Source organism: Marinomonas polaris DSM 16579, assembly GCF_900129155.1.
GTDB classification, from domain to species: Bacteria; Pseudomonadota; Gammaproteobacteria; order Pseudomonadales; family Marinomonadaceae; genus Marinomonas; species Marinomonas polaris.
On sequence record NZ_FQVF01000008.1, the window covers coordinates 116,916 to 140,118 of the forward strand.

General features: G+C 43.5%; 18 protein-coding genes. 13 read left to right on the plus strand and 5 right to left on the minus strand.

The features are described from left to right. Positions 1 to 9: 9 nt before the first annotated feature. Positions 10 to 231 (plus strand): DeoR family transcriptional regulator, encoded by a 222-nt coding sequence (locus BUA59_RS10075; RefSeq protein ID WP_084122330.1) that lies wholly within the window; start codon positions 10 to 12, stop codon positions 229 to 231. Positions 232 to 557: 326 nt separating this feature from the next. Here the strand turns inward: BUA59_RS10075 and BUA59_RS10080 are convergent, their stop codons facing one another. Then, positions 558 to 1,145, minus strand: a complete 588-nt coding sequence (locus BUA59_RS10080; RefSeq protein WP_072839578.1) for a TetR/AcrR family transcriptional regulator — start codon at positions 1,143 to 1,145, stop codon at positions 558 to 560. Between the two features lie 157 nt (positions 1,146 to 1,302). Between BUA59_RS10080 and BUA59_RS10085 the strand changes: the two genes are divergently transcribed. Together BUA59_RS10085 and BUA59_RS10090 are read left to right on the plus strand one after the other, a co-directional pair. Next, entirely contained in the window at positions 1,303 to 2,481 is a 1,179-nt protein-coding gene (locus BUA59_RS10085) for an MFS transporter (RefSeq protein WP_072839579.1), read from the plus strand. Between the two features lie 172 nt (positions 2,482 to 2,653). Then, on the plus strand, positions 2,654 to 3,763 hold the full coding sequence (locus BUA59_RS10090) for an MFS transporter (RefSeq protein ID WP_245813130.1): 1,110 nt from the start codon (positions 2,654 to 2,656) through the stop codon (positions 3,761 to 3,763). Between the two features lie 29 nt (positions 3,764 to 3,792). Here BUA59_RS10090 and BUA59_RS10095 read toward each other — a convergent pair whose 3' ends face one another. Together BUA59_RS10095 and BUA59_RS10100 are read right to left on the minus strand one after the other, a co-directional pair. Continuing rightward, on the minus strand, positions 3,793 to 4,143 hold the full coding sequence (locus BUA59_RS10095; RefSeq protein WP_084122332.1) for an aminotransferase class IV: 351 nt from the start codon (positions 4,141 to 4,143) through the stop codon (positions 3,793 to 3,795). 131 nt (positions 4,144 to 4,274) lie between these two features. Continuing rightward, complete coding sequence (locus BUA59_RS10100) at positions 4,275 to 5,177, minus strand: LysR family transcriptional regulator (protein ID WP_072839581.1); 903 nt, start codon at positions 5,175 to 5,177, stop codon at positions 4,275 to 4,277. Between the two features lie 125 nt (positions 5,178 to 5,302). On the opposite strand from BUA59_RS10100, the gene BUA59_RS10105 reads away from it, so the two are divergent. Together BUA59_RS10105 and BUA59_RS10110 are read left to right on the plus strand one after the other, a co-directional pair. Beyond that, positions 5,303 to 6,496, plus strand: a complete 1,194-nt coding sequence (locus BUA59_RS10105) for a serine hydrolase domain-containing protein (protein ID WP_072839582.1) — start codon at positions 5,303 to 5,305, stop codon at positions 6,494 to 6,496. Then, entirely contained in the window at positions 6,493 to 7,665 is a 1,173-nt protein-coding gene (locus BUA59_RS10110; protein ID WP_072839583.1) for an MFS transporter, read from the plus strand. Before BUA59_RS10105 ends, BUA59_RS10110 begins: the two co-directional genes overlap by 4 nt. A 114-nt stretch (positions 7,666 to 7,779) precedes the next feature. On the opposite strand, the gene BUA59_RS10115 is transcribed toward BUA59_RS10110, so the two are convergent. After that, positions 7,780 to 9,306, minus strand: coding sequence for a DUF3612 domain-containing protein (locus tag BUA59_RS10115; protein WP_072839584.1), 1,527 nt, complete (start codon positions 9,304 to 9,306; stop codon positions 7,780 to 7,782). 143 nt (positions 9,307 to 9,449) lie between these two features. Between BUA59_RS10115 and BUA59_RS10120 the strand changes: the two genes are divergently transcribed. The 6 genes from BUA59_RS10120 to BUA59_RS10145 all read left to right on the plus strand — a co-directional run bounded on the left by BUA59_RS10120 (position 9,450) and on the right by BUA59_RS10145 (position 19,140). Continuing rightward, on the plus strand, positions 9,450 to 11,651 hold the full coding sequence (locus BUA59_RS10120; protein ID WP_072839585.1) for a malate synthase G: 2,202 nt from the start codon (positions 9,450 to 9,452) through the stop codon (positions 11,649 to 11,651). 48 nt (positions 11,652 to 11,699) lie between these two features. After that, complete coding sequence (locus tag BUA59_RS10125) at positions 11,700 to 13,301, plus strand: isocitrate lyase (RefSeq protein ID WP_072839586.1); 1,602 nt, start codon at positions 11,700 to 11,702, stop codon at positions 13,299 to 13,301. A gap of 188 nt (positions 13,302 to 13,489) precedes the next feature. Further along, entirely contained in the window at positions 13,490 to 15,274 is a 1,785-nt protein-coding gene (locus BUA59_RS10130; RefSeq protein WP_245813124.1) for an ATP-binding protein, read from the plus strand. Between the two features lie 342 nt (positions 15,275 to 15,616). Continuing rightward, positions 15,617 to 17,182, plus strand: coding sequence for a methyl-accepting chemotaxis protein (locus tag BUA59_RS10135; protein WP_175550762.1), 1,566 nt, complete (start codon positions 15,617 to 15,619; stop codon positions 17,180 to 17,182). Between the two features lie 103 nt (positions 17,183 to 17,285). After that, positions 17,286 to 17,558 carry a hypothetical protein gene (locus tag BUA59_RS10140; RefSeq protein WP_100185982.1) on the plus strand — a complete coding sequence of 91 codons (273 nt, stop codon included), beginning with the start codon at positions 17,286 to 17,288 and terminating at the stop codon, positions 17,556 to 17,558. Positions 17,559 to 17,721: 163 nt separating this feature from the next. Next, on the plus strand, positions 17,722 to 19,140 hold the full coding sequence (locus BUA59_RS10145) for an esterase-like activity of phytase family protein (protein ID WP_072839590.1): 1,419 nt from the start codon (positions 17,722 to 17,724) through the stop codon (positions 19,138 to 19,140). Between the two features lie 77 nt (positions 19,141 to 19,217). Here the strand turns inward: BUA59_RS10145 and BUA59_RS10150 are convergent, their stop codons facing one another. Further along, complete coding sequence (locus BUA59_RS10150) at positions 19,218 to 20,138, minus strand: LysR family transcriptional regulator (RefSeq protein WP_072839591.1); 921 nt, start codon at positions 20,136 to 20,138, stop codon at positions 19,218 to 19,220. Positions 20,139 to 20,457: 319 nt separating this feature from the next. Here BUA59_RS10150 and BUA59_RS10155 point away from each other — a divergent pair, with 319 nt between their 5' ends. Further along, the gene (locus BUA59_RS10155) at positions 20,458 to 21,768 is read left to right on the plus strand and encodes a CitMHS family transporter (RefSeq protein ID WP_072839592.1); all 1,311 of its coding nucleotides are present in this window, start codon (positions 20,458 to 20,460) and stop codon (positions 21,766 to 21,768) included. A gap of 97 nt (positions 21,769 to 21,865) precedes the next feature. Next, on the plus strand, positions 21,866 to 23,203 hold the full coding sequence (locus BUA59_RS10160; protein WP_072839593.1) for an acyclic terpene utilization AtuA family protein: 1,338 nt from the start codon (positions 21,866 to 21,868) through the stop codon (positions 23,201 to 23,203).

Genomic DNA, 23,203 nt, shown 5'->3' on the forward strand with positions numbered 1-23,203 from the left:
GGTATTCTGATGAGCAACAGGAAGATGCAAAATATTCAGCGACAACAAACAATACTGCTTTTGCTAGCACTGGATGGAAAAGTATTCTCTAAGACACTAAAGCAGCGATTTAATGTGTCGGATAACATCATTTGTAACGATATGATTTATTTAGAAAAAGCGGGCTTGTTAAAACGTATTGAAGCTGGGGCAATAGCAGTAGAAAAGTGTTTGGAGACAGACGAAAAATAGTTGTTTTTGAGTCCTCTTTGATGTTTTTCAGGATCTGAAATTAGTCGCCTATGGTCACAACGGCTGACATAAATTGTTGGTGATGGACTTTGGCCTGTTAGTTATTAGGTGTTAGTTTCATAACCGTTTTGCGCGAAGCATTTTTACCGATTGGTTGTAGTTAGGTAAGCAGTATTCGACCTAAATAGGAAACCAGTAGCTCGTCTGGAGTGGCGGTATAAAAGAAAGCCAAGTTCTCAAATGACGAGATACTGCAGTTCGGAAAGTATCACCAGATTATCACTTGCTAACACGGGGGGTGGTAAATAATTAGGCTTTTGCTAAACCTATTGTTTGACCAGCAGTCCACGCAATAATAAATCCAGTGCGGCGATACCTTGTTCCAAACGTTCATTACCATCATCACCTTCCGCTATCCAAAACGCTGCTTCGGCTAGACTGCCGTAAATCAGTGACGCGAGAGCTTGCGAGTTAGTTTTGGTTACAACATCTTGCTGTATAAGGTTGTCTATCAGTAATCGCATTGATTCAACACAATAGTGTTGCGAGTCTGGTGAGGCTCCGCCTAGCACTGATCTTGCGTCACGCAATATTATGCGTTGAATTTCTGGCTCCAGTGCCATCTCCAGATAGGCATGACAGCGTCTTCGAAAGCCATCCCAGGCATCTTTAGCTGTGTTGGTAATTAGTTGTAAACGTTGATCCATTTCAGCATCGATCTGTTTCACAACTTCCACCAGTAAGCCTTTTTTATCACCAAAGTGGTGATAAAGCGCGCCACGGGTCAGGCTTGCCTGTGCGGTGAGATCATCCATTGACGTATTAGCGTAGCCACGTTCGCTGAATACTTTTCGGGCAGTTGCCAGCAGTGTGGCACGTGTTTCTTCCATGTCGGCGCGAGTACGACGGACCATTATTTTCTCCTTATGAGTGTGTCGTATTATTACTTACATACGCACTGAATGATTATTTACATACATGGCGTATGAATGTATAGTCTTATTCATACACTGTGTATGTATTATCATCGCGCTAAGCCATAATGGCAAGCGCCATACTCTGGAGAAAGATATGGCTAACCCTTACAGTGAATTGTTCGATGCGCCTGGTACTAAGGGTTTTGCCCTTGCAGGTCTGCTGGCAAGAATTCCGCTACCGATGATGGGCATTGGCATTATTACTATGCTGTCGCAACTCCGCGGTAGTTACACATTAGCTGGAGCTGTATCTGCAACCTTTGTGCTTGCTTACGCACTACTATCACCACAGATTTCTCGTTTGGTAGACCGCTACGGTCAAAGCCAAGTACTCCCTATGGCGACGGCGCTAAGTGTTAGCGGCGTGCTACTTTTACTTGCAAGTACTTGGTGGCAAGCACCTGATTGGACCTTGTTTATCGGTGCCTTGCTGGTTGGCACTATGCCTAGCATGTCGGCGATGGTCAGGGCGCGCTGGACGGAGATTTATCGAGGACAGCCACGTTTACAAACAGCTTACTCACTTGAGACTGTGTTCGATGAAGTCACCTTTATCGCTGGGCCTCCGTTATCGGTGGGACTGTCGGTAGCAATATTCCCCCAAGCAGGTCCCTTAGTTGCTGCGATGCTGCTACCCATAGGTGTTTTTGCTTTGCTTGCCCTGCGGGAAACTGAGCCTATGGTTGCAGCACAAAATGGCTCCACTGAGTGTAGCGGATCTGTGATTCAGTTGGCTGATATTCGGCTACTGGCCTTGTTGATGATGGCAATGGGTCTCATCGTCGGTACTGTCGATATTGTCAGCGTAGCCTTCGCTGAGCAACTGGAGAAACCGGCAGCAGCCAGTCTGATTTTGTCAGCTTATGCAGTCGGTTCTTGTTTGTCTGGTTTACTGTTTGGTTCCTTAAAACTGCAGGTACCACTGCATCGTATGTTGTTGCTGGGTGGATTGGCGACGGCTATGACTACCGTACCTTTGCTACTGGTTGGAAGCATATCGACATTGGCTATCGCTGTATTGGTGGCAGGTGTTTTTTTTGCACCAACGATGATCGTAGCCATGTCACTTGTGGAACGGCTGGTGCCTGAGCACCAATTGACTGAAGGTATGACCTGGTTGTTGGCCGCGCTGAATGTAGGAGTGGCGCTAGGTGCTGCGGTGGCAGGACAAGTAATCGATGATGGTAGTGCGTTAGCCGGTTTTTTTGTTGCACTTTGTGCCGGGATGTTAGTGCTCTTGGTCGCATTCTTAGGGCACATACGCCTGCGTTAGTATTCTTCAATAGTATTCGAAGTCGCTTGCTGACGGCGTAATATATTTCTCTAATTTAAGGATTAAAACTATGAATGAGTCTCCAATGTTTGCTGCAGAAACATCTGTGCGGCATCAATGGCTTTCTGTTACTGCTGTAAGTTTGGCCACTTTTTCTGTGGTAACAACTGAAATGCTTCCTGTTGGACTACTGACACCAATCGCGGATACGTTGGATATTTCCTCTGGAACAGCTGGCCTGATGATTTCACTGCCTGCGTTGCTGGCAGCGCTGTTCGCGCCACTCGTGGTGATGGCTGCTGGCGACATAGATCGGCGCCGAATTCTGTGCGGGTTGCTGGGATTGCTGATTATAGCCAACATCACTTCGGCATTGGCACCAAGCCTGTGGTGGATGCTAGCTGGGCGTGTATTAGTCGGCTTCTGCATGGGGGGCATATGGGCTATCGCTGGTGGACTGGCTGCCCGATTGGTTCCTACTCATTCCATCGGTTTGGCAACATCCATCATTTTTGGCGGGGTGGCAGCCGCATCTGTGATGGGGGTGCCGCTCGGAGCATGGGTGGGTGACTTTGCTGGGTGGCGTTGGGCTTTCGGTAGTATGGCATTATTCAGCGGGGTGGTGCTGGCGTTTAACCTTGCCTTCATGCCAAAGTTGCCAGTGGTATCTTCGGCTACATACAACGCGTTCTGCAAACAGCTTGGCAACCGCAAGCTGCAAGTCGGGCTTACCCTTACACTGTTTCTGGTTGCTGGTCACTTCATGGCTTTTACCTTTGTGCGTCCGTTGTTGTTGTTGTCAGTATCTGGATTTGAAACGCAATGGATTGGCGCACTGTTGTTTGCCTACGGCATCGCCGGCATTATCGGTAACTTTCTCGCTGGTATGGTTGCGGCTCGCCGCACGGGGCTAACATTAATGGCTATTTCGCTGGGGTTATTGTTAACGCCTGTGCTGTTTCTGACCGTCGGTGATTCCCACATCGGTGGTGGTGTGGTGTTATTAGTTTGGGGTTTAGCCTACGGCGGCGTGTCAGTCGGCTTAATGACCTGGGTTATGAAAGCCGCCCCGCACGCTATGGAAATTGCTACTGCGCTATATGTGGGCGTTTTCAATATTGGTATTGCATTGGGGTCATGGGCGGGAGGTCAAGCCGTAGATGGACTCGGCTTGACCGCCAATCTCTGGCTGGCTGCAGGGTTTGCTGCATGCGCGTTATTTTTGTGTTTGGGAATTAATTTAACTAAAAATAGGGGGAAGAGTACTTGGTTAGCACACTAATCCTATGACCTCAGGTAAGTGAAGTACCTTTAAATTGTGTCGGCGGGCTCAGCCTCGAAGGCTTCATGAAGTAAGCGGATAAACGGCTTTGCTTCTGCTATCGTAACTGAGCCAATGGCGCTGATTGATATCCCTGGGGTCCATGAATTCATTACCGCTGCACCTGATAGTTCTCTAAGACGTTTGAGTGTGATTGCTTCGTGACGTTGTGGAATGTTTATATGTTCCAATTGTCGTTGAACGATGCTCATCATAGTGCCATCTAATATTTTAGCCTTTGGCCAAATAACTGTTTCGCCATCCCAAAAGACAAGATTCCATATAGTGGCCTCGCTTAAGTGCCCAAAATTATCAACGAAGATCAGTGTAGTGGCCAACAAGTGTTAGCCACGGTTTTCGAGTCTTGATATGAGCTTAAAGATAAGGTCTGTTTTCCGGGATTAAGGTGCTGTTAAAGCTATACATCGCGGATATCTCATAATCATATTGCCCCTAAGTCAACATAATTACTTTAGCCTTTTATTTTCTTAGGCGGAAATACTCTTGTAGATAGAAAATCCACTAAGGCGCGTACTTTTGGCGATGGGTACTTGCTGGCTGGCCACAGTATATGGAAGACGCCGGTGTGTTTTACCTTGTCGGCTAAAACTGTACAGAGTCGCCCATCTAAAAGAGGTTCCCGAATAGAAAAATCAGGTAGATAAGCGATACCTAATCCCCGTAGCGCAAAGCACACACGAGTATCTATGTTATTGCAAATCATGGATGTCGGAAGTTGCAGCTCTGCTTCATTTGGCTCTTGTTGCAGTGCCCATGTTTCCAATTTGCCGCTATTGGGAAATCGATAGTGTAAACAGCTATGCTGCAATAGGTCTATTGGCGATTTTGGAATGCCACGGTTGTTGAGGTAATCAGGTGAAGCGACTAGCCTCATCTGGAATGAACCGAGTCGTCTGGCTGATAAACGTGAATCAACAGGATCGCCGGTGCGCACCACTGCGTCGAACCCTTCTTCGATGACATCTACCATGCGATCGGTGAAGTCCAGATCAAGTTCAATTTCTGGATATTGACGCATAAAGTCACCTAATACGGGCAATACCAGTGAGCTAACTAGTGGCAGGCTCACGCGCAAACGTCCACGGGGTGTCTCTTTAGATTGAGATAGTTCGAGTTCTGCCGCTTCTATTTCGGCCAGAATACGGCGGCAGCGTTCCAAAAATAAAGTACCTTCGGCGGTTAGTGTGATGTTACGGGTACTGCGGTGAAATAGTCGGACACCGAGTTTTTTTTCTAGTCGCACCACACTCTTTCCAACAGCAGAAGCTGACACGCCCAGCTCTCGACCTGCGGCAACGAAGCTACGCTTCTCGGCTACTTGCACAAATACGATAAAGCCATTCAAGCTATCCATGTTACCTCCGGTTCATGATTTTAATTGCGGACACAATGCTCCGCATACAAAGTAACTACAGCCTACTTTTTCTTTAATCTGTGAGTTTATATGATCCCCGTTCATATATGAACCGAGGATTTTCTATGACAACTCACAAATATCTCTTGCCTCAAAGCGCTTGGCTTAGAGGTTTTTCTTCTAACATTCAAAGCGTTGTTCAACGGGCCTTGGATGAGCAGCGATTGGTTGGTGCTGTTGTTCTGGTTAGCCAACATGGGGAGGTGATCCATCAACAGGCTTCAGGCTTTGCTGACCGCGAGGCTGTTAGGCCGATGACTGTTGATACGGTCTTCAGGCTGGCTTCTGTAAGCAAGCCTATTGTCTCTGTCGCTGCATTGGTGCTGGTAGCACAAGGCCGACTTGAGCTAGATGAAGATATTGGTATCTGGAAGCTTGATTTTCAGCCTCGATTAGCCGATGGCCGAACAGCTCGTATAACCGCCCGACAGTTGCTTAGTCATATGGCCGGTTTAAGTTACCGCTTCTTCGAAGCCGACGAAAATAGCCCATACGCAATGGCGGGTGTGTCAGATGGGATGGATGCGTCTGGCATTAGCTTGGAGGAAAATCTGCGACGCATCGCAAGCGTGCCATTAATATACGAACCGGGAACGGCATGGGGCTACTCGTTAGCAACGGATGTTTTGGGGGCATTGATCGAACGTATACAAGGAGCGCCACTGGATAAGGCGGTTCGTCAGTTAGTAACCGGTCCGTTGGGTATGAATTATACGGGTTTTGTGACAAATAATCCGCAGCGAGTGGCTGTCGCTTATGTGAACGATACACCTAGTCCACATAGGTTAACGGAAGGGGAAACAGTCTCGCCATTTGATGGCGCAGTAGGTATTAAGTACAGTCCAGCGCGCATTTTTGATACTCAATCATTCCCTTCTGGCGGAGCCGGTATGGCGGGTACAGCTGGAGACTTCTTCTGTCTGTTGGAAGCGTTACGTCAAGGTGGAGGCAAGCTATTACCTGATGAGCTGATTGCTGAAATGGGGCGGGATCAGACTAACGGATTGGAATTGCCGAATGCGCCGGGCTTCGGTTTCGGTCTAGGTTTTTCAGTCTTGCGAGATGCACTATTGGCCGCTTCGCCAGAATCCCTAGGAACTTGGCGCTGGGGCGGTGCCTACGGACATTCGTGGTTCGTCGATCATGTTCAAGGACTCAGTGTGGTGGCTTTTACGAATACGCAATTTGAAGGTATGTCTGGCCGTTTCGTGACCGAAATGCGTGATGTAATCTATGGCGCGCTGGAGACATCGCTATGAAGGAGACTAAACAAGATCGTCTACCGCTGACTTCATTGCTGGCGCTAGCTATGGCGGCTTTTATAACTATCCTAATGGAAGCGCTGCCGGCCGGTTTGCTGCCGCAGATGGCACTAGGATTGAGTGTTTCTGAGGCATGGGTTGGGCAGACAGTGACTGTTTATGCCATCGGCTCTTTGCTGGCTGCAATTCCACTGACTGCCGCCACGCAAGGGCTCAGAAGAAGACCTTTATTACTGACCGCGATAGCCGGTTTTGTGGTCGCTAATACAATTACAATGCTGTCTACTAGCTTTGTCCTAATAATGGCGGGGCGCTTTCTAGCAGGCATGGCAGCGGGTTTGTTGTGGGCGTTGTTAGCTGGTTATGCTTCGCGTATGGTACCTGAACATCAGCAGGGCCGCGCCATTGCTATTGCTATGGTGGGCACACCCTTAGCGCTGTCATTAGGGGTTCCGGCGGGCACTTTCCTTGGTACGTTAGTGGGTTGGCGTACTTGTTTTGGCATAATGAGCACACTGGCGTTGATTTTGATGGTTTGGATATGTTTCCAAGTGCCCGATTTTTCTGGTTCCGCTAAAAATAAACGATATTCATTGCAGCAAGTTTTTGTATTACCTGGCATACGTGCTGTGCTGTTTGTGGTGTTAACTTTTGTGCTGGCACACAATATTCTGTATACCTATATCGCCCCGTTTTTAGCAGTAGTTGATATGGCTGAGCGTACAGGTTTTGTATTATTGGTTTTTGGCATAATGTCACTGCTTGGTATCTGGATTGTGGGTGTGTTTATTGACAGTCATTTGCGAGCAATGACTCTGGCCTTTACTGGTTTGTTTGGTTTAGCTGTGCTGGCTTTAGGTATATTTGCTGATATGGATCTCGTTGTTTATGTTGCGATTGGCTTATGGGGGTTGGCGTTTGGTGGCTCAGCGACACTATTTCAAACTGCACTCGCCAAGGCCGCTGGAAGTACAGTGGATGTTGCTCAATCCATATTGGTGACTGTTTGGAACATTGCTATTGCAGGTGGTGGATTGATTGGGGGAGTGCTGCTCGAGCAATTTGGTGTCAGCGCTTTTTCGCCAGCCTTGTTAGCCTTGCTTATAAGCTCAATGATCGTGGTATGGACAGCAAAAATGCATGGTTTTCCACTATCGAAAGGGTGATTATCTTTTTTGACCTGATACTAAGTGCCAGCCATTAGCAGTGAAAGTGCTAATGGCTTTAGCAAAACACCACAAAGTTTGGCTTAGACTACATCGCTTTTTAATCTGATAAGTCTATGCTCTCTCGCATTGTTGATAACAACTCGGTTTCCTTGGGCATACTGCGCCTCGAGAGCAAATCAACCGAGCATCGTTGTCTATGCCGCGTTCGATCCAATTAATGTTAAGTATTTTCGCTACGCTCATTAGGTCTTTTTTGATGCTTCTTGGGATCTGTGAGGAACCGCCTTTGGTGACGCAGGCTTCGCGTAGATCTGCCGCGATGGAGAGGGCGTCTTTGCCTTGGGCATCAATGGCAGGATTCAAATCGATGCCGGAGCAAAGTACGTGATTGTTGCCTGCAAGATCTTGTACTTTGATCGATTCACAAGCGTAAATCCGCGGCTCGTCGCCGACATTAAGAATCGATATTTGTGCAGAAGTGCCCGTGCTTGGTTCGCTTATTTTGCGAAACACAGACCAGTGCTGACAAGGATCTTCCACCATACTCATATTGCCCCAAGGCAGTGGAATGCCATTACCACGATACACGGCTTTAAGTTTGCCCGGAGCGTAGGCATCAAAATAATGCCAATGCGGATAAGGCGATGCTGCCGTCATACGGCGCATGGTGACGGATTCAGAAACACCCGCTAGTTGTGCGGTATTAATTTCGTAGCCATTACGATCTAGCATTTGTCGAAATGGAACTTTTGGGCAAAGCAGTGCGCCCGCAAAAAAGCTACATTCGAAGTCCCGCCATGCGTACAAAATATCCTGAGCATCCATCCCCGATGATTGCAGTTTCGCGTTCTGCGCTTGTAAGGGCGAGATCTCATTTCGTCCTGTGACCAAGACGTTTTTCATGCCGTCTTTGTCGTGTAAAACCGTGTGACCAATATGCACCGCGAGATTGTATTTCAACCGTTGTGGCTGGGCCTTCATGATTTGGTTGATGTAGATTGTACTTGGCGGATCAAAGAAAGAAGTCACCACATGGCTTTCACTGATGCCCATTTCTTGTAAAACCGCTAACGGAGTTTTTCTAAACCACTTGATCTGCAAACCCATTTGCTTGGTGATGGCGACAATCTCATCAAGGCTTAATGGTAAGCGCTTGAGTCCTACTTCTTCGGCGGCTCGCTCTAAATCTGGGAAATGATTTTGATGATGCTCTTGGTGGGCGCGAATCAACAAATGAGCAAATTGACGACCGCTGGTGCCAGTTTGGGAAAGCATCTCAGGAATGGCGATTTGTAGTATTTCTTTCGAGAACAAAAAGTTTGGCTCTAACGCCATACCATTAATGCCACCGCCAGACCCTTTTGTTGGAGTAATGGCTTCTTCTTCCGGAATATCATCTAAAAACCATTCGACATCTTTTTGAAAAACGCTGGCGATGACTTCCAATACGTCTTCACTGGGGATGCGTTTCCCCCTTTCTATCATGGATAAATAAGACACTGATGGGGCAGATTCTGCGTCTACTTTTATGCATCGCGCCGACAGGTCTTCCATCGTCAAACGGTTGCGTTTACGCAGGTTGCGGATCTTAGTACCCAAAAAATGGGCTTTGCGATTGAGGCTATTTTTATTTTTCATTTTTGTAAAATTTACACTGTGTAATTCTTATTGTGAAATTTTATCTTAGTAGGGCATAGACTATAAATCAAGCAATCGTAAGAGAGATCAAACGAATTGCTAACCCTAAGAATCAGATAGATATAAGAAAGAAGGAAAGCGAGATGAATATGCCCCAAGCTAAAAATAACAGTGTGATTCATCCAGGGTTTTGCAACTTCATCAATGAAGAAGTGCTGCCACTTCACGCTATCGAACCGACAACATTTTGGCGCGACCTTGAACAGTTAGTTGCTGACTTGTCACCGATTAATCGCCAACTATTGGCCACTCGCGATGCGATGCAACAACAGATTGATCAATGGCATCTCGCTCGAAAAGGCCAAGCCATGGACATAAAGGCTTATGAAGCCTTCTTGCGTGAGATTGGTTATTTGGTCACAGAAGGCGAAGATTTCACCATCACCACGACGAATGTCGATGAGGAAATCGCTCACTTGGCTGGACCTCAATTAGTTGTGCCAGTAAAGAACGCTCGCTTTGCATTGAATGCCGCCAATGCACGTTGGGGCAGTTTGTACGACGCTTTTTACGGTACAGATGTCATTGCGAAAACAGCAGGACTAGAAACAGCTGTTTTGCACAATAAAGGCTACAACCCAGCTCGTGGCGAAGCGGTGATTGCTAAAGCCAAAGACTTTTTAGACGAAGTGTTTCCGCTGGAGTCTGGTTCTCATAAAGATGTGATCAGCTACGTGGTTTATTACCACCATTTATTGGCTTTTTTCCAAGATGGCAGTCAAACCGGTTTACAGCAGCCTTGTCAGCTGGTGGCAGTAAACGGTCAGCGCAGTGAACCAGAGGCCATTTTGCTAAAAAACAATGGCTTGCACGTAGAGATCCAATTTGATCGTAACGGTAAAAACGGTGCGAAAGACCCAGCCAATATCAACGACATTCTTATTGAATCGGCATTAAGCACCATTATTGATTGCGAAGACTCTGTGGCAGCCGTTGATGCGGAAGACAAAATTGAAGTGTATCGCAATTGGTTAGGACTGATGCAAGGCACGCTAGAAGCCAGCTTTAGCAAAGATGGGCAAACGCAAACGCGTCGCATGAACCCTGACCGTATTTTTACGGATTTGGACAATCAGGAATACCGTCTACATGGTCGTTCTTTATTGTTGGTACGCAACGTGGGTCACTTGATGGAATGTGACTTGATGCAAGACGAGCTAGGTAACTTTGTACCGGAAGGCATCATGGATGCGGTAGTGACAACCTTGATTGGCGCGCTGGATTTGCAACGCTCAGAAGGTATGACTCGAAACCGAATGCGTAATAGTCGCACTGGCAGCATTTATATCGTCAAGCCAAAGATGCACGGACCAGAAGAAGTGGCGTTTAGCTGTGAGTTATTTAGTCGAGTAGAACAGATGCTTGGTTTGCCAGAAAACACCATCAAGATTGGCATTATGGACGAAGAACGTCGTACTACCTTGAACCTGAAAGAGTGCATTCGTCAGGCGAAATCACGAGTGTTTTTCATCAATACCGGTTTTCTAGATCGTACTGGTGATGAAATTCATACCAGTATGCAAGCAGGGCCGTTTTTGCCAAAAGATCAGATTAAAACTCAGCCTTGGATTCAAGCCTACGAAAACCGCAACGTAGACATAGGTTTGCAATGTGGTTTACCGGGCAAAGCACAAATTGGCAAGGGAATGTGGGCGATGCCGGATGAAATGGCGGCGATGATGACAGCCAAAATTGCGCATCCAAAAGCCGGCGCAAATACGGCTTGGGTGCCTTCGCCAACGGCGGCGACATTGCATGCTTTGCATTATCACCAAGTGAATGTGTTTGAAGTACAAGAACGTATTAAACGCCGTCCGCAAGCGAGCCTAACGGATTTACTTACCATCCCGACAATTCCAAGCAATTTGACCTTGTCGGACCAAGTGATTGAGCGAGAAATTGAAAACAACGTTCAAGGGCTATTGGGTTACGTAGTGCGTTGGGTTGAGGCGGGCGTCGGTTGTTCGAAAGTGCCAGATATTAACAATGTGGGCTTGATGGAAGATCGTGCCACTTTGCGAATTTCCAGCCAGCATTTGGCTAACTGGTTACTGCATGGGCTTTGCGATAAAGAACAGATTGATGACGTGATGCAGCGTATGGCGCTGGTGGTAGATGAACAGAATAAAACCACAGAAGGTTACCAACCTATGTCGTCAAACTTATTAACCAGTTACGCCTATAAAGCGGCGCAGGATTTGATTTTTAAAGGCGTGATTCAGGCAAATGGTTATACCGAACCTTTGCTACACGCATACCGAGTTAAAGCGAAAGCTGAGAATTGATTTTTATTAATGAATTTATCTTAAACAACCTAAAGAGCGAGAAATACTATGCATACTTACAAGAATAAAACGCAACAAGCTAGCCAAACGATTCACTCACAAGGCCCAACTTGGGCGGCGATGAATCCAGAATCTGTGGTTAGAATGCAATTGCAAAACCGTTTCAATACGGGGTTAGATATCGCGAAATACACAGCTAAAATTATGCGTGAAGACATGGCGAGCTACGACAAAGATCCAGCAAATTACACTCAGTCTTTAGGTTGCTGGCACGGTTTTATCGGCCAACAAAAAATGATTTCTATTAAGAAGCATTTTGGCACGACCCGTAGCCGTTACTTATACTTGTCAGGCTGGATGGTCGCGGCGATGCGTTCTGAATTTGGTCCATTGCCAGATCAATCTATGCATGAAAAAACTTCGGTGCCAGCTTTGATCGAAGAGCTATACACCTTTTTGAAACAAGCAGATGCCCGTGAGTTACAGCATTTATTCAAAGAGATGGACGAAGCGAGAGAAGCGGGCGATCAAGTTCGCGAGCAAGCGACACAGCAAAAAATCGATAATTTTGAAACTCATATTGTGCCAATTATTGCTGATATTGATGCTGGCTTTGGTAACGAAGAAGCGACCTATTTGCTAGCGAAGAAAATGATCGAAGCGGGCGCTTGCTGTATCCAGATTGAAAACCAAGTGTCTGATGCTAAGCAATGTGGTCACCAAGATGGCAAGGTAACCGTGCCGCATGAAGACTTCCTAGCGAAAATTAATGCTGTACGTTACGCCTTTTTAGAATTGGGTGTAGATGATGGTGTGATCGTAGCGCGTACAGATTCTTTGGGTGCGGGTTTAACGCAAAAGATCCCAGTATCACAAACGGCTGGCGACTTGGCGGAACAATACAATGCCTTTATTGATGGCGAAGAAGTGACGTCACTGGAGCAAATGAAGTCTGGTGATATGGCGATCAAACTGGGTGAGCGTTTGATTAAGCCAACTCGTTTAGCTAATGGTTTGGTGCGCTTTAAGCCGAATACAGGTGAAGATCGTGTGGTGCTGGATTGTATTACGTCTTTGCAAAATGGCGCGGATCTATTGTGGATCGAAACCGAAAAACCACACATCGGTCAAATTGCTGCCATTGTGAATCGTATTCGTGACGTTATGCCAAACGCGAAATTGGTTTACAACAACAGTCCATCTTTTAACTGGACGTTGAACTTCCGTCAGCAAGTGTTTGATGCTTGGTTGGCTGAAGGTAAAGATGTGAGCCAATACCAACGTGAGAAACTGATGTCACAAGATTACGATGGTAGTGTGTTGGCAGACGAAGCGGATGAACGTATTCGTTGCTTCCAAAAAGATGCAGCGGCACAAGCTGGGATTTTTCACCATCTGATTACCTTGCCGACGTACCATACAGCTGCCTTGTCTACGGACAATTTAGCGAAAGACTACTTCGGTGAACTTGGCATGTTGGGCTACGTGAGAGAAGTACAGCGTAAAGAAATTCGCCAAGGTTTAGCCTGCGTGAAACACCAAGATATGTCTGGTTCTAATATTGGTGATGATCACAAAGAGTACTTCTCAGGTGAGCAGGCACTGAAAGCGTCAGGTAAAGATAACACCATGAATCAATTCGCGGTTTGATTAGCTAAATAACAATCCGGTTGTATTGATAAGGTCAGCAGTCTTCCCCCTGCTGGCCTTTTTTTGTTTGGTTTTCAATAGTACTTAAATGCACTATTATGGATAAATCAGTCAATGGAAGCTGATGCACCTTAAACTATTAATGGGCATTTAATCTGAGAACGCTATTGAATAATTCACGCTATACGTTGGGTGATCAACAACTCAATGATATTAGCTTAAAGGATTTAGCTAGACGCTCTAGATATGGCGGAGTATTTTATTTATTAGCATTCTGGGCTGCTGCTTTTAGCTCTACAACAGCTCGTGAACACATAGACATTATTGGTGTTTTTTCAGGCTGTTTTTTACTGTTGCAGATTTATCGTTTAGTGTTATTTTTAAAAGTCTCTTCATCTAATGATATTGATATCTCCACGTGCTTTCCTCGTTATGCTTTTATCTACAATTCATCCGCTATTGTTTGGGTAAGCGGTTCTGCTTGGCTTTTTTACATTAACCCGATTGTCGACTTGGCAGTGACTATTAATATGATGGCCGCTGCAGGCATCAGTATTGGTGGTGTTACAGTACTAGCGCCTTCTTATAAATTAATGCGCAGTTATTTTGTGTTGATTTGTTTCCCCTTTGCCTTAGCAGCTGGATTGCTGCTAAACGAGCCTGGTAACTTGATTGTAGTAGGCTTAATTATTGGTTATGGTCTGTTTATTTTTATTACTGGAAAACAGCAAAATCGTGTTTACTGGCAGGCACTTAATGATAATTTAAAACTTTCAGAACAGGCTGAAGAGCTAGAAAAGGCGAAAGTTGAAGCCGAGCGTGCAGGGCAAGCAAAAGCCGATTTTTTAGCGGCAATGACACATGAAATACGTACACCAATGAATGGGGTATTGGGGATGGCCCAATTGCTATCTATGGGCGACCTTAATGAACAGCAACAACAGCAAGTTACAGTAATCAATAATGCTGGCCGAACATTGATGCACATTATTAATAATATTCTAGATTACTCCAAGATTAATGCAGAACAGTTGGAATTAGAGAAAATTCCATTTAGTTCACGCAATGTCATCAATGAAGTGATGTTATTACTTTCCCCTCAGTTTGATAAAAAGCCAATAAAGCTAACTTGTGCTATCGATGATATTCCAGAATTAGTGCGAGGTGACCCTTATCGGCTTCATCAAATCCTCTATAACCTTGTTGGGAATGCGTTTAAATTTACTGATGAAGGTGAAATATCTATTGAGGTTTCTTGTAAGGAAAGTGATGAAAAAAACACTATCATTTTATCTTTTGCCATTAGGGACTCAGGTATTGGTATATCTCCTGAAAACCAGCAGAAAATTTTTGAACAGTTTTATCAGGTTAGTCATTTTAATCCCAATATCCGAGGTACTGGGTTGGGGTTAAGCATTACTAAACGTTTAGTGGACCTCATGGGTGGGACTATGTCGGTTGAGAGCATCGTTGGTACAGGAAGTGTGTTCACCGTAACTCTGCCATTCATACTTCCTAGTGAAGATGTGTTGAATCAACCTTTATTAGAGTCTACAGATAAATTCGAAATAAGTGATGTGCAACGGCCACTGCATATTTTGTTGGCCGAAGATAATAAAGTAAATCAAATGATCTGCGAGCAATTTTTCTTAAAGTTGGGATGTTCTGTAGATTTGGCTGAAACAGGTGTAATGGCGCTGGAGAAATTTAATAGCTCCCAGCGTTACGATATTATTTTTATGGATTGTAATATGCCTGAAATGGATGGTTTTTTAGCCACAGTTGCTATTAGACAGATTGAGAAAGATAAAGGCTTTAATCAAACACCGATAATTGCTCTGACTGCTCATGTAGAGGAGAGTGTAAAACGGAAATGTCTTGAATCAGGAATGAACACTTTTTTAAGTAAACCTTTTTTGTTTGAAGACTTAGAGTCCATAGTTAACAAAGTACGGATGGGAAAGATTTTTTAGACTGGCTTAAATCGAATTATTTATACAATCGCGATGATGTTTACTAGTTAATTGATCCTAAAGGTCAGTAGCTCTACTTCCTTAGCTTTTTATTCATATCATTTTTTTTGTGACTTATTTTACTATTAAATTCTATAGTTTTTTTCTTAGGCGCTAGATAAAAACGAAATATTGTTTTAAATTGCTCGCAATAAATGGCTACAGGTTGTGGCTTTACCATTCACATAAGGATCGTTCTCTATGCTCTCCTCCCTTAAACTAAGAATCTATTTTCTAGCGTTTGTCCCATTTTTATTAATTGCCATTATCAGTGCTGTCACTCAAATTCATACGTTAGATAGCGTGAATGATGGTATTTCTAGTCTTGTACGAGATGCTACGATTGAAACTGAAAAAAAACGATTAGTAACAGTCATTGATTCTTCTATCAGTCTTATTCAGCCTGAAATAAATAAACCGGGAACGGAAGGGCTTGAAGGTGCGTTGGCTCTGTTAAAAACCTATAAATTTGATGGTGGGGATGGTTACTTATATGCCTATGACACTAAAGGTATGAGGTTGATGCATGGTGCTGGTGCTCAATTGGTCAATGTGATTGATTTAAAAGACCAGTATGGCAATTTTATTATCAAAGATATTATTGACACAGCAACTATAGGAAATGGCTTTAGTGAGTTTTATTGGCCGAAGCCTGGTGAAAAAGAGGCTATTAAAAAATATGGTTACGCTGTTTATATTAAAAAATGGGATGTCGTCATTGGTACTGGGTTCTATATTGATAGTGCAGATAAGATTACTTCAGAAATAAATCACTCGATGGGCATGATTCAGCGCGACAGTTTGTTTGTTGCTTTCGCTATTTTAGCAGGTGTTTTTGCTATGCTTGCCGGGATGGTTTTATTGTCTTCGCGAACAGTGTTAGGTCCGCTAGATACCCTAAGTATTGCTGTTAAGCAATTAGCTAACGGAGAGGGCGATTTAACTAGAAAATTGCCTTCAAGTTCAATTGATATTTTGAATCAAATTTCTTCTGATTTTAATACTTTTTTAGCAACAATGTCGGTTGATATCAGTCACCTAAAACGTTCAAGTAGTGCATTGATTGGTATTTCGGTTAAGTCTAATGAACAGCGGAAAAAATTGACTAAAGTATCTGATCGTCAAATCAATGAAACTAATTTAGTAGCTAGTGCGATTGAAGAAATGAAAGCAAACTCTAATGAGATTGCTGGAAATGCTGAGTCTACGCGTTTGTCGGCTGAAAGCACCGAGAAAGAAATTCAGCAGGTTTTGCTGCAGGTTCAGCTATCAAGTAATCAGCTTGAAGAATTAAGCTTGGTATTGAATACGGTTGAGCAATCAATTGGGGTTTTGGGTGCGAACGTTGATGAAATTAATTTGGTGCTTGGGGTTATTCAAGGCATCTCGGAACAGACAAATCTTTTGGCTTTGAATGCCGCCATTGAAGCTGCCAGAGCAGGTGAGCAAGGGCGAGGTTTTGCTGTAGTAGCAGATGAAGTGAGAGGGCTGGCTCAACGTAGTCAACAAAGTACGATAGAGATTAAAGACATACTTGATAAGCTCCAACTTAGTGCTATAAAGGCGACAGAGGAAATGAGCGAATCCCTTAAACGACGAGAAGCAGTTGTTGAGGCAATGGCAAAAATTAATGAGATTATTCATTCTAGCAGCCAATCAATTAGAAATTTGACACAAATGAATGTTCAGGTTTCTACCGCAGCCTACCAACAATCTCAGGTAGCTAGTGATATTGCTAAAAACGTTGTTGGTATTGCCGAACTTGCTAAAAACATTGGTGAGGATTCTTCTCATACAGCGGAACAAATGGCTTTGTTAGAAGATCAGGCTCATGTGATTAAAGAGGTGAGCGATAAATTCAAAGTTTGATAGCAAATCTTAGGCTTTGAAGATTTTGAATAGAATGGACCAAATTTGTCTTTTGCTCCTAGGTTACTTTGCATGAGTCAGTGATATTTAACGGAGTATCTGTGTGAAAGTAGTAAATCAAAGGATAAAACTGTTGGTCATTGCCATAGTTTTGATGAATTTAACAGCATGCTCGTTATTTTCGAATAATGGTTATCACGGTGGTGATCATCGTGGTGGTGGTCCTACAGGTTCACTGACTGGATCTGCCAGTGCCGCTAAAGTTGAACCTGCTAAAAAGGGGGATGCTGGTAAAAATGCAGTCAACGAAGACGATGATATCTACACTGGAGGAGATCATCGTGGTGGTGGTCCGACAGGAGCATTGAGTCAATAAGCCGTATTAAGCTATATCAAAAATAGTAACCTCAGCCCGAGTCATTGATAGCCAATGCTCGGGCTTTTTTATGCCTATTCATCAAACCGTCATGGCAAGTCTTTATCTTTAAGTGAGAATCATAAAATGCACTGATGTGTAATTTCACTAAAGGGGTAAAAAAATGACAAGTAAGGTCTGGTTGGCAAGTTTGGTTTCTGTTGGTGTTTTATCGGGTTGCGCGAATAATTTAGTAACGGCACCGACGTCTAGTTTTGTAGATAACTTCCCAAAGCAAGGTAGTGAGTTACCGTATTCCGTATTGCGTGATGATCTGATTGATAGTAAAACGAATCAGCCATTTGAAATTCGAAATGGTGGTTTTGGTTCTGCCATGACAGCGAACCCTAATCAAGCTAACCAGTTTTATGCTCTAACTGACCGTGGGCCGAATGCTGATTATAGTGGTGAATATGGTAAAGGTAAGAGCTTCCCTGTGGCGTCTTATACTCCACGTATCGGTTTGTTTGAAGTTTCTGCTGATGGCAAGGTTTCGATGGTAAAAAGTATTTTACTGAAACGCCCAGAAGGTAGTTTGATTTCCGGTTTGCCGAATACGTCGGCGTTAGGTGGTACAGGGGAAACGCCTTATCATTCAAATGGTCAACCTGTTTTAATGAATGATAATAAGCCTTATGACAAAGCAACCAACGCAATTAAATTAGACGATTACGGTTTAGATGGTGAAGGTTTAGTCGCTCTGAAAGACGGAACTTTTTGGGTGAGTGATGAATATGGTCCACATATTGTCCACTTTGACAGTAATGGTGTTGAGATTGGTCGTATTAATGCCTTTAAAGATGACAGCCGTGATATTTATCACCTGCCTGCCGTATTTCAGCATCGTCGTGCTAACCGAGGTATGGAAGGTTTAGCCATCACACCAGATGAAACTACCTTAGTAGGTATCATGCAATCGACGCTGCAGAACCCTGATAAAGCTGCACAAAAATCGGATTTGACTCGTATTGTGACAGTGAATTTAATCACAGGTAAAACTGAACAGTATTTGTACCGCCAAGAACAAAATGAAAACTCTAATTCTGAAATATCCACTTTAACAGCTAATAAGTTTTTGGTTATCGAGCGAGATGGTGGATTCTTGTTAGGTGGTCCTGATGGCATGTCTAAGGCTAAGCCGAATGCTCAAAAGCATGTTTATCGTATTGACTTAAGCACAGGAACGTCGCTTTCTAATGTCGCTTTGTCCTCTTCTATTACTCGTGATGAGAGCCATGGTTTAATGATTGATGGCTTAACGTTAGAGCAGTTCACTATTAAAAATGGCTGGGAAGCGTTAGCAGAAAAGGGAATTAAACCAGTTAACAAAACATTAGTGGTAGATATGGTGAAAGCCGTTGCTTATCCGCACGATAAAATGGAAGGTTTGTGGGTGATTGATGGACATCATCTTGGTGTGCTGAACGATGATGATTTTGCTACTTGGTCGACCAAAGGCAAACTAGAACAAAAGCACCTTGATAAAAACACTATTGATTCGAATCGACTCTATATTATTAAAGCGGATTTAATGGGTAAGTAACTACTTTTCCCATTTAAATATTCTTTTAAAAAGGAATACCAAAAGGTATTCCTTTTTTATTGATATTTCGTAAACAACTATTCTTGTATGGTTTTTATTTTTGAGTTGAATTTTTTGGCCTCATTTATAATGAAATCTGAAAACAGTTTTACATGACTAGGTTGGGCTCTGTTTTTCAAGCTCACTAAATAAATGTCCCTTTCTAAATCGACATCTTCAAAAGGTACAATAGCAATATTTTGATGCTTAAATTGAAATAACGTTAAACCGCTGGTAATGCCAATACCATAGTTAGCAGAAATAAGCCCCATCATGGTCGTGAGTTGTTGCACTTCTAAAGAGTACTTAATTTGTTTTCCTTGGCTTTCAAATAGCTTGTCTGTGTATTGGCGGATGCTTGTACGTTGACTAAAGCCAATAAATGGATATTTGTAAAGATCGTTGAGTTTCACTTTTTTGTTTTGCGCCAGAGGGTGATTGACGTGACATAGTAAATAAAATTTATCCGAGAATAGGTAGCTGGAATCAAAAATATTAGTAGCGGGTTGGCTGGCAGTGAGCGCCAAATCTGCTTGGCTATTTACAATGGATTTGAGGCATTGATTCCATTGAGTATCATTTAATTTTATTTGGGTCTGTGGGTGCATCGTGCTGTATTGGGCTAGTATTTCAGGTAGCCATTCTACCGCGAGCGATGGTAGTACGCTCAATGTTAGTGTGCCATCTTTTCCTGAAGCTCGAGCTTCAATTTCATTGATGGCTTCATCGTAATCTAAGATGAGGCGGCGTGCGATTTCGATAAAATGAATACCATTAGCGTTTAACTCTACCTTACGTGTATCTCTATCAAATAAACGGTAACCAATTTCGTCTTCAAGACTGGCTATTAAGGTACTAAAAGCTGGCTGTGAAAGGTTAAAGCGCTTGGCCGCTTGAGTAAAGCTATCATGGTCACTTAGCGCTAAAAATGCACGTAACTGTTTTATAGATAAATTCATTATTTTTCTTTTTTATGCGTTTAGGTTGATTCTCATTAAATCATTTTTATTCAAAACGATACTAACCATCTAAGTTGTAAGCGTCAAATTATGGCGATGTGACGGTGTAATATTTTTTAATTTTATTTGAATTTAATATATACCTATTTGATTTTTAAATATGTTTTTGGTTTTTTTAATTTGAATATCCATTAAGCTCATTTGTTTTTTCGATTGGAGTTTTTTACTTGTTTAATGGTAGAAATAAAGCTTGATTATGTTCGCTTTCATCTTTGAAAGCAGTCACATTGCTTCAAATATAATAATAAGGAGTTGCTTAATGTTGGCATTCTGGGGTTTCTGCACCATAGCGGTGTTATTGACGCTTATCATGACCAAACGTATGTCGGTCGTTGTGGCCTTAGTTTTGGTTCCTATCGTGTTTGGATTATTGGCGGGTTTAAGTTCTGAATTAGGTGGTTATATTTTAGACGGGCTGAAAAGCGTGGCACCTACCGGAATTATGCTGACATTCGCTATTTTGTATTTTTCTGTGATGAATGATGCTGGGATGTTTGATCCAATGATTAAAGGGATCATTAAATTTGGCGGACAAGATCCAATCAAAATCGCGGTTGGTACTGCGCTGATTGCCATGTTAGCGCATTTGGATGGTTCTGGTGCATCTACTTTTTTAGTTTGTATTCCTGCCATGATACCTATTTATGATCGATTGGGAATGGATCGTAAAGTGCTTGCCTGTATTGCTGCATTAGGGGCTGGCACGATGAATATTGTGCCTTGGGGCGGCCCAACATTACGAGCTTCTTCCTCATTAGGTATCGATATCTCTGAGCTATTTAACCCAATTATTCCTGCGCTTGGAGCTGGGGTATTAACTGTTCTTGCTGTGTCTTTTTGGTTGGGTAAAAAAGAAAAAGTGCGTTTGACAAATGCCGGCACGTTGGGGAGTGGTTCATCGTTTGTTGGTATTGATGATAGCGAAGATGAGGACAAAGCTAACCTAAAACGTCCTAAGTTATTTCTGTTTAATTTATTACTTACAGTAGGTGCTTTGACGGCACTGGTTACGAAAAGTGTGCCTTTACCGGCTGTATTTGTTATTGCTTTACCTATTGCCTTGTTGGTGAATTACCCGAATGTAAAGTTACAACAAGCTCGTATTACGGCCCATGGTCACGCAGCTATTTTGATGATTTCAATTATTTTTGCCGCGGGCGTGTTTACTGGCATCCTCAAGGGATCAGGCATGATTAAAGCATTGGCAACTTCATTGGTGGGTATTGTTCCAGAAAGTCTAGGTGCACATTTTCCTCTTTTGACTGCTATTACATCTATGCCTGCAAGTCTGTTGTTTGACCCTGATTCATATTACTTCGGAGTGTTGCCTGTTTTAGCGCATGCGGCTGAAGCTTTAGGAGCAAGTGGTATTGAAGTAGCTCGCGGTGCTTTACTCGGTCAAATGACAACGGGTTTTCCAGTGAGTCCTTTGACTGCATCAACTTTCTTATTGGTTGGGTTAGCGGGTGTTGATCTTGCTGATCACCAAAAGAAGACCATTCCATTAGCGTTTTTAGTGACTATGGTGATGACTTTAGTTGCTGTGATTACGGGTGCATTAAGTATTTAAGCCGAAGGGGATTTATCATTATTATTTGGTGATATTTCCCTTCTGTAGTGCACTTATACTGGCGCTTTTCTAATAATTTATTGGATCAAATAAGAGCATGAAAAAAATCAGAATTGGTTCTGGCGCAGGTTACGCAGGTGATCGAATAGAGCCAGCGGTAGAGTTGGCTCAAAAAGGTCAATTAGATTATTTAGTATTTGAATGTCTTGCTGAGCGAACCATCGCCATAGGTCAAAAGCAAAAAAAGCAGAACTCGAGCAAAGGTTACAACGAATTGTTAGAAGCTCGAATGAGAGCCGTACTGCCAAGCTGTTATAAGAACAAGGTGCGGATTATTACTAATATGGGTGCTGCTAATCCTATTGCAGCTGGACATGTGGTAATGAGTGTTGCTAAGGAGTTGGGCTTAAAGTCATTTAAAGTGGCGGTGGTCACTGGTGACGATGTGTTGCCTGAACTGCAGAGATTGGATTTAAAGCTGATCGAGGCGAATGTCGCTTTATCTCAAAGTGGCAAAGATATCTTATCGGCTAATGCTTATATGGGGATTGAAGGCTTAGTTGAAGCATTGGAAAGCGGAGCCAATATGGTGATTGCAGGTCGAGTTGCTGACCCTTCTTTGTTTCTTGCTCCTATGGTGCATGAGTTTGGTTGGTCCCGAGATGATTGGAGGAAATTGGGAAAAGGTACGTGCATAGGTCATTTGCTTGAGTGTGCAGGCCAAATAACTGGCGGGTATTTTGCTGATCCTGGTGTTAAGGATGTGATGAATTTGGCTCGTCTTGGTTTTCCTCTTGCTGAGGTCGATGAGTCTGGTGATGCGATTATCACCAAAGTCGAAGGTTCTGGTGGTGTGGTTTGTGAAGCCACTTGCAAAGAGCAGCTGTTGTATGAAATCCACCGACCAGATCAGTATTTTACTCCTGATGTTGTTGCAGATTTCTCAAATGTCACTTTTCAACAAGAAGCTGAGAATCGTGTTGCTGTAAAAGGCGCAAGTGGTTTGCCTAGAACAGATACATTGAAGGTGTCTGTAGGGTATAACGATGGCTTTATTGGCGAAGGTGAAATTTCGTATGCAGGACCAAATGCTGTTGCACGGGGGCGGTTGGCTTTAGATATCGTGAAGGCGCGTTTTTCGGTGTGTGGATTTATACCATTAGAAGCACGCTATGATTTAGTTGGCGTGAATGCATTACATGGTGAAACAAGATCAGCCCAAAATGAACCTTATGAAATTCGTGCACGTGTAGCGGTTCGTTGCTCAACACTAGAAGAAGCTATATCGGTCGGTAATGAAGTTGAAACTTTATACACCAATGGACCTGCGGGTGGCGGTGGTGTTATGAAGTCTGCGAAAGAAGTACTAGCTATGGATTCTAGTTTGATTCCCCGATCTCAGGTTCACGCTATGATTACAATTTTAGAGGGTTAA